The sequence below is a fragment of the Brevibacillus agri genome (assembly GCF_004117055.1).
GTDB lineage: Bacteria > Bacillota > Bacilli > Brevibacillales > Brevibacillaceae > Brevibacillus > Brevibacillus agri.
Genome location: NZ_CP026363.1, coordinates 4380989 through 4394855 on the forward strand (window position 1 = coordinate 4380989; position 13867 = coordinate 4394855).

A 13867-nucleotide genomic window follows, 5' to 3' on the forward strand; every position below is an offset into this window, starting at 1 on the left:
ATTGCGGTGGCACGGTTGGGTCACCATCATCCATTGCATCAAAATCACGAACAACACTTAGAGGTACATCCTCTGTTTCATGACACGTCAAACAAACATATTTGACGACTTCGTTCCTCTCTTGTTTCCTTCGGAAACTGTCGAGTAATGCTTTGTGATTTTTCTTTGCCTTTTTCTTTTTTGACACCTGTGAGATCTTCAATCATCCTTTCCAGACAACGCCGAGATAGATCGCAAACAGCAAAGGCGACCGTAAGTTGTCCATCTTTTAGGCAGGCTTCTCCCTTGTATTCATAGTAGCACTCACACTTTGGGCAAACCATAGGGTCTTTCCCTGCATAATTTATCATCTTCTCTCGCCATGTTCTTCGACGAAGTACATGCTTTGCTTTTACGATCCACCTTTTCACAGTTTTTTGCCACGCTGAAAGAACCTTTTTACAAAGGTTTTTCACTCTTCGGGCATACACACCATAATAACGAATCGTTTTAAATTGTTCGTCCGGAATATGTCTGATGAGGCGAGCAATAAATTCTTCTACTGTTACGGTTTCTGTTTTTTCCTGCCCATCCGTTTTATCCTTATACCGAAACGTCACAAATTGGCCGTCATATTCCTCAATCCGGCCAAGAGCGATGGCGGGTCGACGAATATATCGGCCAATATAAGCCAACTGCGCTTTTATGTTCCCTTTTTGTTTCGGAGCATGCACATAGAAGCCTTCCCCGTTAGCGGAGTAGGCCTTTTGTAGAAGGCGCTGTACTTCCTTTTTTTCCTCTTCTGTCAGAAGACGTCTAATGAGCTTTAATACAATGGTTTGCCACTGCTTTCGAAGCATCTCGAACGGAAGGAAGTCGTAGGTTTTCCATTCACCGTTCTGCTTCATCCCTCCCATTGTGACCAACAAATGTAGATGCGGATTAAAGTTAATACGTGATCCAAATGTATGCAAGCCTACGATAATGCCTGGATTTACTTTATGTTTCTTTTCAAAGTATTCTCGGATAAATCGCGCGCCTTCGTCCATAAACTCCTTTAACAGCTTGCGATGTTTGAGGAACACGTCCCGTAAGCCTTCATCGATCGTTAGGATAATATGGCGATGATTGACTTGAAATACTTCGTGTTCGAGCAACCGACTCCATTCCTCGGTTTCCCCAACAGAGCAAGTTGTGCAGAACCTCCCCTTACATCGATACGGTACCCGTCTAACATCATGACACCCTTCACATACAAATAGCTTAAACCCATTCTTTGGATTGCCACAGTTACGAAATTTCTCCACTTCTTTTCGGACAATGGGTCGTATTTTTCTACCATGCTTCTTTTCAAACCGATCCCAATGTTGATTCTCATCAAAGAAAATTTCTCTAAGAATGTTTGTCTCCATGACTCTATTTTACAAATAACTTAACAAGGATGGGTACTCCCCTTCCTCAAAATTTATACTTTCTTATCCGTTGAAAAAGAAAGTTCCCAAGCCAACTGACCTGGGAACTTTCTTTTTTTAAGTGAAACGATCGTTGTCCACTTTCTTTATCTCTAAATAACTGCCCAGAAACCATGCCATAAAGCCGAATAAGCACCAATATAAAATCGCCCAAAATTCGAAGTCCCAGCTAATAAGCCAAAACGCAAACAGTATTTCGCAAACAATGATCCCAAATGCATTGCCGTGTTCTCGCAAATGCTTGTACGATTCCACGTAATCTTCGCTTTGGCTTTGCTTGTTTTCCTTAGAAAAATTCCTTTTCTGCACGTACATTTCCCCACGGTTCACTCGCATGCGGAAAGAATGGTACTTCCTCGGCGCCTCCTGATTATCCTTCGTTCTCGACGCGCTTAATTGTTCGTAGAACTGCTGAATAAAGGAAAAAGTAAACATGAGCAAAACAAAAAAGCCACTAAGGACAGTAAGCGAGATGAGATGCTTGCCAGTACCCCAATGTTTTTCATATTGATTGTCAATAATCATAGGTGAAAATATCCAAATGACCAACATGAAAAAGATGGCCAGCAAACAATGCGCAAAGTATTTCCAGGTCGGTTTAATGGGATAAAAAAATACTAATGAGCGGATGCCGTGCAGAATCAAAATGAGCATACTGGAAAAATACATATACAAAAACCCGGAAACCGCTAATATAATCGCAGCTAAAATCGGAAAGCCCGTCACTTTTATCTCTATGCTTTCGTTTTGCCGATCAATCAAATCGTCACTCCCGATGATTTTCAATATTTCATTCGCACCCCTGCCCTCCAGACCGTAAGTCGTACTGAACAACAGGTTATACACATCACTTTTCACACTCTGGCATTTGGGGTCCGGATAAAAAGCTTTTGTGATAGCTGCATCGTAGTTGATAATCAAATAAAACAAAATCACGATCCCAAAAATCGTGCCTAGCAAATAGCGCACCAGATAAAACTCCCAAAATCGGTTCCCTCCCATACTTCCCTCCCTGTTGTCATTCATTGAACACTCGGCAAAAACACAAATTACCAAATATTGTACCATATACCCAGGACTTTCAGCTTAAAATAAAAAACCCCCGGTCATCCGCCCGGGGGTAGTGTTCGTTATCCTTGTTGTCGCGTCGGCGCCAGCACAATCTCGCGAATATGGACACTCTGCGGCTGGCTGAACGAAAAAGCAGATCGTCTCTGCTACCGTTTTCGGATCGAGGCCGCTTGCTTCGCTGTGCCGCCGCCCTCCTGCGTATGCTGCAAGATTGCGCCGATAATAACGTCCCAGTCGCCTTGCGGAAGCTCATGCCCGGTTCCTTCCAGCGTCACCAGCGAGGCGCCGGGAATCGTCCGCGCCAGCGCGACACCGTGCGGATACGGAATGATCGGGTCTTCTGTGCCGTGAATGACCAGGGCAGGGACCGCGATTTCTGCCGTCCGGGCCAAATACGGTTCGCTGCCGGGAATCAGCGCGTGATTGTTGATGTTTGCCATCTTGCGGCTGCGTTTTACTTCCGCTGTCACCAGCTCATACGTCCGCTGCTCGTCAAGCGGGTGCCGGGAGCCGACGAGCACTTTCCACTTCGCGACGGAAAAGTCGATCACGTCCTGCTCCTTTTCCCAGTCTAGCTCTTCTACATTGCTGAAAAATTGCACGATCTTCTCCTCCATTGGCGGCAAATCCGGGGCGAAATTGGACGTTGCCAGCAAGCCGATCGTCCGCACTCTTTCCGGATGCCGCAAAGCGATGATCTGCGTGATGATCCCGCCCATCGACATGCCGACGATGTGCGCCCGCTCGATCTTGTAGGCATCGAGTATGTGAATCGCGTCGTCTGCCATGTCCTCGAACGTATAGCCCGGATTGCCCAGCTCAAAAGTGGTAGAGCGGCCGACATCGCGATTGTCGTAGCGAATGACAAAGCGGCCCGCGTCCGCCAGCCGCTGGCAAAATGGTTCCTCCCACCAGACGAGCGACGCCTGCGCCCCCATAATCAGCAAAATAGCCGGATCGGCCGGATTGCCGAAGCTTTCCGTGCAAAGCTCCACGCCATTTCGATTCACCATTTGTTCGGTCATTCGTTTCTCCTCCTTCAACATGCGGTCTTTTCATGAAACGACTGGACTTTTGCCAGGCCGTTGGCGCAGCCTTAGTTGCACTTATAAATCTTACAGTACAAAAAAAACACAGGCTGGCTGCCTGTGCTGGTGTAATCGAAAAAGCAGAGAAAAAGAACCGCGCCAAACGCCGCAGACTTACTGCGTTAAAAGCAAGCACGCCGCGCAAAAAGCAGAGCCGCTTTTGCAGCGCGCAATGGCAAACGGCAGCGGGCGAAACCGTGAAAATGACCGTTCCATTCGCTTCCTTCTCTTCTTTTGTTTTTCAGGGCAAGCGGGGCCGTCGCTTGAAAAACTTCCCCTACCTGTCCTGCAAACCGGTTACCATGCAAGCAAACCATTTTTCGATTACCGTACGCACACGACTTAGCCTTTTTCGTGCTATTTCCAATCATTGTGCCAGGAATGAAACCGAAAAATTAGTTTGCCACACGTAACCCTCCGTTCCTCTCAATTGCGTCCATCCTACCATGAGCCGCTGTGAACTGTCAATGACTGGATAATCGTCCAACACGCGCGCCCGTTGTCCCTCATGGCCTTCATGCAGATGCTACGCCGTAATTTTCCACCCGCTCGTTCTTCGCTGCAACTCCCACAGCCGGGCGTACAGCCCGCCTTTTTCCAACAGCTCCTGGTGCCGCCCCTGTTCCACGACCTTGCCTTTTTCCAGCACGATGATGTTGTCGGCGTTCACGACCGTTTTCAGCCGATGGGCGATCAGGATGACCGTCCGGCCTTTGACCAGCCGCCCGATCGCCTGCTGCATGTCGGCTTCGTTTTCCGGGTCGAGCGAGGAAGTCGCTTCGTCCAGGAGCAGCACCGGAGCGTTTTTCAAAATCGCCCGGGCGATGGAAATGCGCTGCTTTTCGCCGCCGGACAAAGTGGAGCCGCCCTCGCCGACCATCGTGTCGTAGCCGTTCGGCAACTTCATGATGAAGTCGTGGCAGCACGCTTCCTTGGCTGCGGCCTCAATCTCTTCCTGCGTCGCATCTTCCCGCCCGTAGCGAATATTGTTGCGGATCGTGTCCTGGAACAAGTACACATCCTGGAATACCATCGAAATTTTTTGCATGAGCTTCTCCGGGTCGATCTCGCGTTCATCTTTTCCGCCGAACAGCACCCGTCCCCCGACCGGATCGTAAAAGCGCGCGATCAGCCGCAGCAGCGTGCTTTTTCCGCTGCCGGACGGCCCGACGATAGCCGTCAGCGTGCCTTTTTTCATCTCGACAGACACGCCGTCCAGTACGAGCGTGCCGTCGTCATAGCCAAAGCTCACCTCTTCCAAGCGGATGTCGTGCTCCTCAGGCGCTGCCTGCTCGCCTTGCATGATCGGCTCGGCCAGCAGATTGACGATGCGCTCTCCCGCCATCGCATCGTACTTGAACGCAGGCAGGCGCATGATCGCGACAGACAGCGGGTCGAAAATGCGCGCCCCGACCAACAGGAACATTGCGAACAGCGGAACCGTCAACTCGCCGCCGAGCACGAGATAGACGCCGACAATCGTCAACAGCGATACGCCCATCTGCATGAATGCCATGGCAACGAGGAAAAACGGGCCGAGCACTCCCTCCAGCCTGATGCTCTCTTGCATGTAGCGGTAAAACGACTGCTTCAGCCTTTGGAAGTTGTCGATGCGCAAATTGTACGCCTTGATGACCTTCATGCCGTACAAATATTCTTGCAGGCAGTTCGCGAGGGCGACTTTGGCCCGGGAATGGCTCGTGCCGAGCCTGCGTTCCAGTCGGGAGACGCCCCACAAAATGAGGATCGTGACCGGGAATCCGGCCAGCATCGCCACGGCCATGCGCCAGTCCCAGAACAGCAGGCCGAAAAACGCGAGAAACGGGATCAGCACACCGCTAATCAACTGCGGCAAAATCGACGTTCCGGCATTTTCAATCTGGGTAAAATCATTCATGATCGCATGACCCAGCTCGCCTGCGTCCTTGCGCATGAGAAAACCAAGCGGCAGCTTGCGCAAGTGCTCGGCCAGATTCGTCCGGCCCTCGACAGACGCTTCGTACGCGCCGCGATAGATCGCGCGATACGCTTTTCGCTCACAGTAGAACACGACGATCAGAAATACGGCCATGCCTCCCCACGCCAGCCATAAGCTTTGCGTATCGAGCGCAGCCTGCTCTTTGGCATAGTAGGCGTAAACGAGGCTCACGGCCCAGGCCAGACAGCCAAACGGCAGCATGTTGGCGAGATTCGCCAGCACGGCCCAAAGGATCGGCTTCCACATTTTCCCGGGGTTGCCGGCCGTAATGTCGTACAGCAGCTTGCGCATCAGCCGTACACCTCCTTCTCCTGCCTGAGATCAATCGTCCAGTCAGCCGAGCTCGTATAGGCAGCCCACATGTTTTTGTACAATCCGCCGCGGGCGAGCAGCTCGCGATGCGTGCCGCTGTCCTCGATTTTGCCGTTTTTCAGCACGATGATCTGATCGGCTTCGCAAATCGTCGTCAGCCGATGGGCGATAATCAACACCGTCTTGCCGCGGATCAGCTCTCCCAAGGCAAGCTGCATCTCGTATTCGTTTTCCGGGTCGGCGTACGCTGTCGCCTCGTCGAGAATCAAAATCGGCGCGTTTTTCAAAATCGCGCGAGCAACCGACACCCGCTGCTGCTCCCCGCCCGACAGGTGCACGCCGCCCTCGCCGATCAGCGTATCGTAGCCATGCGGCAACCGCTCAATGAACCCGTGACATTGCGCCGCCTTCGCCGCAGCGTACACTTCCTCTCTCGTCGCACTCGGCCGACCGGACAAAATGTTGTTGTAAAGCGTGTCCGTAAACAGGAAGCTGTCCTGAAAAACAAAGGACATGGCGTCCATCAGCTCCGCCGTCTTCATCTCGCGGATGTCTACGCCGCCGATGAAAATCGTCCCTTTTTGCACGTCCCAGAAGCGTGGAATCAACTGCGCAACGGTCGATTTGCCCGAGCCTGACGGACCGACGAGCGCCGTAATTTTTCCCTGTGCCGCGACAAAGCTGATTCCCTGCAGCACCTCGTTGCCGCCCTCGCCCTCGTACGAAAAGGAGACGTCGCGAAACTCGATGTCATAGCCCGTCGGCTTCGCACCGTGCTCCGGCTCCGGGATCGCTTTTTCTTGCAGCATCTCGTCAATGCGTTTTACGCCCTCGGCAATCGTCGTCATCGCCGAGGCGAAGTTGTTCAGCTTGAAAATCGGCGTGGATATCCCCGGAGCGAGCACGAGAAACAGCATCAGCGTAGCAGCAAAAGCGACGTGATCCGGGTCCTGGCTGATGAAAAACAGGCCGACCGGAAAGAAAAACGTCGCCAGCGAGAGCATGACTACCTTGAAGGACACGTAGCCCAGCTCGAAATTGTCCGTGTAGCGCAGGCTGAAATCGCGGTAATGCAGCATGTCCTGGTAAAACTTGCGGAACGAATGCACCGTCTGGCCGAAAATTTTGATCGCCGGCATCCCGCGCACGTATTGCACCGAGGACGTGCTGATCGCCTCCAGCGCGTCAAAGTATTCCTTCAGCCCCGCCTTCGCCTTTTTCCCAGCCATCATCGAATATTGGGCGGCGAAGCCGAGCACCATCGGGATGATGCAGGCCAGCGCCAGCCATACATCGAGCGAAAACATCGCGACCACGATGACGACGAGCATCACCGCCGTATTAATCAGGTCAGGCAACTGGTGGGCGATGAACAGCTCGATTCGCTCCACGTCCAGCTCCACGACTTTTTTGATTTTGCCTGTGGCATTTTTGTTGAAGTAGCCGAGCGGTAGCGCACCGATATGGTCGGCCAACCGCACCCGGATGCCGTACAAAATGCGAAAGGCGGCAATGTGCGAGCACATCCCGCCGACGTACATAAACAAATAGCCGAGCAAAAGCCCTGCCACGCCCCGGACGGCCCAGGCAATGACATAGCTCGCATCGACGGCCGAAATGTCTGCGGCATGCCGCAAAAGCTCAGCCAGGACGTAGTAAATCGACAAGTACGGGACGAGCAGCAAAAAGACGCTTACGGTAGACAAAACTGCCGAGCAGACCATCAGCGTCTTTTTTTCACCTGCCAGCTCCAGCAGTCGAGCCATTCCTGTTTTTGGCTTACGTTTCAACGGTTCTCACTCCTTGTTCCGTGAAAATCGTCTCCACATCGTGCGTTGCTTTCAATTCCACAATCTGATCGCTGGCCAGCCCGGACAAAATCTGGTCGTGCGTGATGATGACTACCGTTTTGCCAGCCTGGGCGAGCTTTTTCACCCACGCTGCCACCTTGAGGACGCCATCCCCATCGAGTCCGCTCGTCGGTTCGTCGAGAATGATCCACTCTGCGTCCGAGCAGTAGGCGGCCGCCATCGTGACCCGCTGCTTTTCTCCGCCCGACAAGGACGCCGGATGCCTGTCGCGCAAATTTTCGATGCCAAACGCCTCCATCGCCGCATAGGCGCGCTGGCGCAGCTCCTCGTCCAGCCGTCTGCCCATCACGATCTCGTTGCCCACGCTGTCGGCGTAGAGCTGATAGTCTGCGTCCTGCATGACCAGGTAGCTCGCTGCGCGCCTTTTGCTCGCAAAATAGCGGGCGGAGCCGTAGTGGACCGTGCCCTTTTGCTCGCGCAGCAGCCCGCACAAAATTTTGCTCAACGTCGTCTTTCCGGCCCCGTTTTCTCCCGTTAGCGCCGTGACAGTTCCTTTTGGCAGCGTAATGTCGACCTCCGAGACTCCGTCGCCTTTTCTGCGGTAAAAATACGAAAGCCCTCGCCCTTCCAGCGCGATTTCGGACGGTGTGGCCTTCTTCGCCTGATCCTCCGCCTTGCTGGCACAAGCCATGTCCGGGTGGCGCAGCCCGTACGGCCGCACCGCTTCCATCGGCAGTTCGGCAAACTCATCCCTCGTCCACGTCTGCGCGATTTTGCCGTTTTCCATGCACACATACCGATCCGCTACAGGCAAAAACGGCGTCAGTCTATGCTCGCAAATGAGCAGAGTCGTGCCGTTTTGCTTGAGCCTTCCCAAAATTTCGATCAGATTTCGCGTCGAGGACTGGTCCAGATTGGCCGTAGGCTCGTCTAGCAACAGCAGCGGCGGGGCCAGGACCGATGCAGCCGCAATCGCTACGCGCTGCTTTTGGCCGCTGGACAGCCTGTGCAGCGAACGGTCGAGCAGATGGTACACACCGAGCTGCTTCGCTACTTTGTCGATCCGCTCCCTGATTTCTTGCGGGTCCATCCCGATGTTTTCCGCGGAAAACGCCAACTCGTCGCGGACGTTTTCCATAAAAAACTGGCTTCGAGGGTCCTGGAACACGACGCCCATCAGCCGCGTTCTCTCCTGCGGCAAAAGCTCCGCGGGACTTTTCCCGCCCACGCGGACCGTGCCGCTGAGCTTGCCTGCGTAAAAGCCGGGGGCGAGGCCGTTGACCAGCCGCATCATCGTGCTTTTGCCGCTGCCCGAACGCCCGCACAGCACGACACACTGTCCGGCTTTTACCGACAGGTTGATCTGGTTGACCCCCGTCTCACTGCCGGGCGTCCCGTCTTCGCTCTCATAATGGAAGGTGACATCTGTCAGCTCGATCATGCCATCATCCCTCCCGCTCCGTAAATAGCTGTCGCCGCTATAATGTAGATGACCAGCGCCACTGCGTCCGCTGTCCGGAAATGAAACGCATGGATCGACGTCCTCGCGCAGTCGCTCTCGATCCCGCGCAGCTCGGCCGACGAAGCCAGCTCGGCGGAGAGCTTCAGGCAGCGCACGACCAGCGGCATGAAATAGCATTCGTAAGCCATGGCCGGATGGAGCAGCGCGCTGTACCAGTGCGGAAAAATCCCCCTCGCGCGAATGCCGTCGCGAATCGCCTTCATCTCCAACAGCACCACCGGGAAAAAGCGGATCAGAATGCAAATCATCACGGTAATCGGCCGCGGCACTGACATCCGCTCCAGGACGCACATGATGCTGCCGGGGGGCGAGTACATCAGCGTCGCCCCGATCATGACCAGCGGCATCATTCTGGCAAACGAATAAAAAACAAGCTTCATCGTCCCGAGCGTCTCCGGCATGGCAAAAGAAACAGCCAGAGACAGGACATAAACGAGAATAAAGGGAAGTACCTTTCTGGACAGCCGATTTAAGACCAAGTACACTACACTTAAAGCCACCATCATATGTACCTGCAGGTCGTCCTTGATGAGGATCGTCAGGATGCTCGCCAGAAGAAGCACCAGCAGGTGTGTCTTTGGACCTGGCTGCCTCATGCCAGCTTGGCCTTTTTCACATGTTTTCTGAACAGCATGTTCCCGATCATGACACCGACAAGGCCGCCCGCTGCCGAAATCAGGCACATGGTGATCGCCATGCTCGGAGTCCCGTAGTAGTAGAGCATTTCATCCAGCGCCACTTTGGAGTAGCTTTTGGACAGAGTCGCAATGTACTCGTCGCGGAAGAAAATGAGCGGAACCATCCCGCACAGCGAGTAGCCTACATAGAACAAGGCGTAGGCGATGGCGTTGCGCACAGGGTTTTTATAGCCTTCCTGGCCCCACAGAACCAGTTCGCAAATGATCCCCATGACGCCGAGCACCAGCAGGAAATACGCATAGCCATAAGCGACAAAATACAGGCCCGTAATGATAGCGGATAAGAACAGTACGCCTCTTTTGTTGATTTTGTTCGCCATGACCACATAGAGCGGTCCGTTGAGCAGAGCGGTAATCCCGCCGACAATCAGGTAAGAGGCGAAGGTAAAAATCGGGCAGAACGTAATGATGATGAGCATGACCACATTGAAGATGGCGAGTGTGATGAAGTCCCGCAACGTCCATCTGTTTTGCAGGGGTGAGACTTGAGCTTCCATGATCGTTCCTCCTTATGTCCTATTGCAAAAATGTAGAGAACTGTAAATGAGATCAATTTTCATTTGCAGTGACTTGGTTCCATTTTATTTTTATCCAACTTGGAGGGTCAATGAGCTGGGCGCAGGTGCGTCTTTTCGTGGTATGTTTTCGTCCGATCACGGTATTTGGAGGTGAAAGCAAATGAAGGACATCGTGACCGAAATGCATGTGCCTTGCTTGATGCAATGCGGTTTTTACCAGGATGACAGCCAGGTGCCCTACAGTCAGGCAGGGACGTGCTTTTCCGTCTCGCCCGAAAAAGGCTCCGGTCACTACTGGACGTACTCCCGGGAGAACCTGTTTGCCATCTCGATTCTCGACTTCGTTTTTTATGAGGATTTGTTCCTGGAATTTCAGCAGCCGAAGTATTTGAGCCTGAACTACTACGACTCTGTCTCGGGCGAAGAGCTGCACCCGTACAAGCGCCTGTCCTCCGGCTGCATCCGCGTGCATTTTGGCTGCAACAACGTGTATCGGGCGCGCTACCATAAAAATATCCCGATCCGTTCGACGGGGATCGAGATTACGCCGGAGTATTACGAAGATTATTTGAAAACAAAATACCCGGATGAGTACACGGACCCGCGCTCGTCTTTTCTCAGCGTGGACGGACTGACGAATTTTCCCGAGCTCGTCTTTCTGTTCCGACAGATCAGACAGTTTCGCGGCACCGGCATCGCGGCCAAGCTGTACTACGAGGGCAAGGTGGCGGAGGCAGTCTCGCTGATCGTCGAAAAAGCCCAGCAGCAAAAAAAGACGTATCCGAGCAAATACGTGTCCAAGGCGGATTTGGACAGTCTGCAGGCTGTGACCGCCTATATCGACGACCACTTTGCCGAGGACATCCACCTGGAGTCGCTCGCCCGGATCGCCTGCATGGGGACGACCAAGCTCAAGAGCACGTTCAAGCTCGTTTACAAATGCACGATCACGGAATATATCCAGAACAAGCGGATGAGCCGGGCGGAGCAGTTGCTCAGCAGCACGGACATGCCGATCAACCAGATTGCGCAGCTCGTGGGCTACCACAACTCCAGCCGTTTCTCCGAGCTGTTTCGCAAAATTACCGGGATGCTGCCGAACGAGTACCGGAGATACTGCGCTACGCTCTTGTAGGTCAGACGGTCGGGGGAAGCTGGTCAAGCGTGTTGACGGCGTTTGCGGTCCCGCCTGAACGCTGTGCCTGGTCTTTTTTGCGCGGTGCTGCTGCATGGCGCAAGTCGAAGCGTTTGCGCTCCGCTGACGTCCATAAAGCCGGGCTTTCCCTGCCGCATGCCGATCCGCTAGGTACAAAAAAAGCTGTAGCCGCTCACACGTACGGCTACAGCTTCTTCGTTTAATTCAGGCGATGCACGATCTCGTACCGGTTGCCGCACGGGTCCTGGAAATAGACTGCGTAGTAGGTGGGGCTGATGGGAAAAAACTGCGGCCCGCTGTGAATGGTCCCCCGGACTGCTCCACGAGCGCGGCCATCCGGTCTACCTCGTCCCGGTCAGATTGCCGTTCGGGACGTGCTCCGGGTCTTCGGTGATCGCAAAGTACGGCACACTCGGCAGCTCGCCTTCCGCTGCAAACACGCGCCAGTTCGCACTGTGAAACGTGCGCGTAAACCCGAGCGCAGGCAGCAGCTTTTCGTAAAAGGGCAACGATTTTTCCTAACTTTTCACTCGCAAATCCATATGGCTGAACTTGTTCATTGGACACTGCTCCCCTCGTTTTCCTCCGCGCTCAGGCAAGCTTTTTCCTTCAGTTTTTCCAGCGCTTCCTCCCACTGCTGCTTCATCTGTTCGCGCGCCGCTGCGTCCGGGAGGTTTTCCTGGTGAAAGCTGATCGTCGTTTTCCCGTTTTTGGCGGCTAACAAGCGGATTTGCAAAGTCGACGGCTTTTCCCACTCCGGCTTGTTCCACCTCAGGCGAAGCTGCTGAAACGGCTTGACGACCTTGAACTCCCCGGAAATCCCTTCTGCACAAGCAAAAGCTTCTCCCACCTGAAAGGCAGGCGGCGGCAATTCGCCCAGCCACAGCTTCAAGCCCTCTTGTGACGTCAAAAAAGTCCAGGCCCCTTCGCTCGATATCGGCAGCGTTCTGCGCACGCCGATCTGGAACCCGGTCGCGGCGGTTTGTCCAACCATTTTCGGTAATGCCAAAGACGGTTTGCTGTTCACTTTCCCACCTCACCATTTGCGTACATTTGTTAGCGCTAACTGCCAGCATGCTTGCAAAAAAATTACGGAGTCAACGCCTTGACGAACAAGTCGATGCTCGATTCCATGAACCGCTGCCTCGTGACGTTTGTGATCGTCTCTGCCCCGTACAAATGCGTCATGAACGCCCCGTAGTTCATCCACATGAAGGTGATCGCCTGCGCTTCGACATCTGTGGCGACCAGCTTGTTTTTCTCCTGCATGATCTGAAAATATTGCGTCAAAAGCTCCAGCAGCTTGCGCAGATGCTTTTGCGCCTTTTCGCGGATGGCCAAGAGGTCGTCATCTTTGAGCACGATGAGAAACAGCTTGCGATTGCGCTCCATGATCTCGTGGTACATCCGGCTCATCATCAAGAGGTCAGCCCGCAGCTCCCAGACGATCTGTTCCGCGAAAATCCGCTCCATCTCCACGGAGTAATGGTAGCGCTCCACTGCCTGGTCGAGCAGATTTTGCTTGCTGCCAAAATGGCGAAACAGCGTCATTTCGCTAACCTGGGCAGCGGCGGCGATTTCTTTTGTCGATACGCCTTTGTAGCCTTTTGCCGCCATTAACTCGATGGCTGCTGTCATCAGCTTTTCTTTGGTGTCCGTAGCCATTTGTCCCTTCACTTCGTCCTCCCGTCATCGTGGAATTTCGCTTTTGTTTAGTTAGTACTCACTAACATACGTAACCATAGCTTATTTCTTTTTTTGGAAATGTCAATAGCGATACGGCAAAAACCCTGGCTGACCAATCCTGGGCTTTTGTCTAACAATGCAAAGATGCTTCTCCACTACTGCCTACTGCCGCAGCGAAAACAGCTTCCGCACCCGTTCGTCCCGCAGCCAAAGCCCGCCCCAGGCGAGAATCGCCAGGTAGAGGGCAAACAGCGTGTGCGTGAACAGGGGCGCATCCATGCGAATCTGTGTCGCGATCACGCCGCCAAAATACCCTGTCAACAGCACAGCGCCTCAAAAAGCCGTTCGCGGCAGCGCATACAGCACCGTAGAGACGAGCGCGAGAATGCCCAGCAGGGCGATATGGTGCTCGGCATAGCCAAGCTCCAGCGTGCCTGTTATTACCGGCTCGGGCTGGATGAGTTTGAAGATACCGTCAAACAGCATGAAGAGAATGACAAGCCCGCTCATGATCCGGGCTACCCAGAGGCGGGTTTTGGAAATGTTTTGCGCCACCATCCGTTCCACCTTTCTTCC

16 protein-coding genes are annotated in these 13867 nt (G+C 53.6%); 3 read left to right on the forward strand and 13 right to left on the reverse strand.

The annotated features are described in order from the left end of the window. Positions 1–77: 77 nt before the first annotated feature. The 3 genes from BA6348_RS21460 to mle all read right to left on the reverse strand — a co-directional run bounded on the left by BA6348_RS21460 (position 78) and on the right by mle (position 3547). A complete protein-coding gene (locus BA6348_RS21460) occupies positions 78–1391 on the reverse strand; it encodes an IS91 family transposase (protein WP_081494728.1) in 1314 nt (437 codons plus the stop codon). A gap of 117 nt (positions 1392–1508) precedes the next feature. After that, complete coding sequence (locus tag BA6348_RS21465) at positions 1509–2453, reverse strand: hypothetical protein (protein ID WP_005829650.1); 945 nt, start codon at positions 2451–2453, stop codon at positions 1509–1511. Positions 2454–2668: 215 nt separating this feature from the next. After that, a complete protein-coding gene (gene mle / locus BA6348_RS21475; RefSeq protein ID WP_122952597.1) occupies positions 2669–3547 on the reverse strand; it encodes an alpha/beta fold macrolide esterase in 879 nt (292 codons plus the stop codon). Between the two features lie 32 nt (positions 3548–3579). Here mle and BA6348_RS21480 point away from each other — a divergent pair, with 32 nt between their 5' ends. Next, entirely contained in the window at positions 3580–4023 is a 444-nt protein-coding gene (locus BA6348_RS21480; protein ID WP_005829654.1) for a hypothetical protein, read from the forward strand. Positions 4024–4136: 113 nt separating this feature from the next. Here the strand turns inward: BA6348_RS21480 and BA6348_RS21485 are convergent, their stop codons facing one another. The 5 genes from BA6348_RS21485 to BA6348_RS21505 are packed head-to-tail and all read right to left on the reverse strand — an operon-like array spanning position 4137 to position 10428. Next, on the reverse strand, positions 4137–5879 hold the full coding sequence (locus tag BA6348_RS21485) for an ABC transporter ATP-binding protein (RefSeq protein ID WP_005829657.1): 1743 nt from the start codon (positions 5877–5879) through the stop codon (positions 4137–4139). Then, on the reverse strand, positions 5879–7690 hold the full coding sequence (locus tag BA6348_RS21490) for an ABC transporter ATP-binding protein (RefSeq protein WP_005829659.1): 1812 nt from the start codon (positions 7688–7690) through the stop codon (positions 5879–5881). Before BA6348_RS21490 ends, BA6348_RS21485 begins: the two co-directional genes overlap by 1 nt. Then, on the reverse strand, positions 7680–9152 hold the full coding sequence (locus BA6348_RS21495) for an ABC transporter ATP-binding protein (RefSeq protein WP_005829661.1): 1473 nt from the start codon (positions 9150–9152) through the stop codon (positions 7680–7682). Before BA6348_RS21495 ends, BA6348_RS21490 begins: the two co-directional genes overlap by 11 nt. Beyond that, complete coding sequence (locus tag BA6348_RS21500; RefSeq protein ID WP_007778715.1) at positions 9149–9829, reverse strand: energy-coupling factor transporter transmembrane component T; 681 nt, start codon at positions 9827–9829, stop codon at positions 9149–9151. The genes BA6348_RS21495 and BA6348_RS21500 overlap by 4 nt, the downstream gene beginning before the upstream one ends. Further along, positions 9826–10428: an MptD family putative ECF transporter S component gene (locus tag BA6348_RS21505; protein WP_007778710.1), complete on the reverse strand. Its 603-nt coding sequence runs from the start codon at positions 10426–10428 to the stop codon at positions 9826–9828. The genes BA6348_RS21500 and BA6348_RS21505 overlap by 4 nt, the downstream gene beginning before the upstream one ends. A 181-nt stretch (positions 10429–10609) precedes the next feature. Here BA6348_RS21505 and BA6348_RS21510 point away from each other — a divergent pair, with 181 nt between their 5' ends. Then, positions 10610–11584, forward strand: a complete 975-nt coding sequence (locus BA6348_RS21510) for a helix-turn-helix domain-containing protein (protein WP_005829666.1) — start codon at positions 10610–10612, stop codon at positions 11582–11584. A gap of 29 nt (positions 11585–11613) precedes the next feature. Further along, a complete protein-coding gene (locus tag BA6348_RS21515; RefSeq protein WP_005829668.1) occupies positions 11614–11808 on the forward strand; it encodes a hypothetical protein in 195 nt (64 codons plus the stop codon). A gap of 138 nt (positions 11809–11946) precedes the next feature. Here BA6348_RS21515 and BA6348_RS26875 read toward each other — a convergent pair whose 3' ends face one another. The 5 genes from BA6348_RS26875 to BA6348_RS21530 form a co-directional block, all read right to left on the reverse strand. Further along, positions 11947–12114: a hypothetical protein gene (locus tag BA6348_RS26875; protein ID WP_165329006.1), complete on the reverse strand. Its 168-nt coding sequence runs from the start codon at positions 12112–12114 to the stop codon at positions 11947–11949. Between the two features lie 47 nt (positions 12115–12161). Continuing rightward, a complete protein-coding gene (locus BA6348_RS21520; protein ID WP_005829672.1) occupies positions 12162–12632 on the reverse strand; it encodes an SRPBCC family protein in 471 nt (156 codons plus the stop codon). A gap of 62 nt (positions 12633–12694) precedes the next feature. Continuing rightward, complete coding sequence (locus BA6348_RS21525) at positions 12695–13282, reverse strand: TetR/AcrR family transcriptional regulator (protein WP_035422996.1); 588 nt, start codon at positions 13280–13282, stop codon at positions 12695–12697. Between the two features lie 171 nt (positions 13283–13453). Continuing rightward, on the reverse strand, positions 13454–13612 hold the full coding sequence (locus tag BA6348_RS26880) for a hypothetical protein (protein WP_005829675.1): 159 nt from the start codon (positions 13610–13612) through the stop codon (positions 13454–13456). A gap of 12 nt (positions 13613–13624) precedes the next feature. Next, entirely contained in the window at positions 13625–13849 is a 225-nt protein-coding gene (locus BA6348_RS21530; protein WP_005829677.1) for a DoxX family protein, read from the reverse strand. Between the last annotated feature and the right edge of the window lie 18 nt (positions 13850–13867).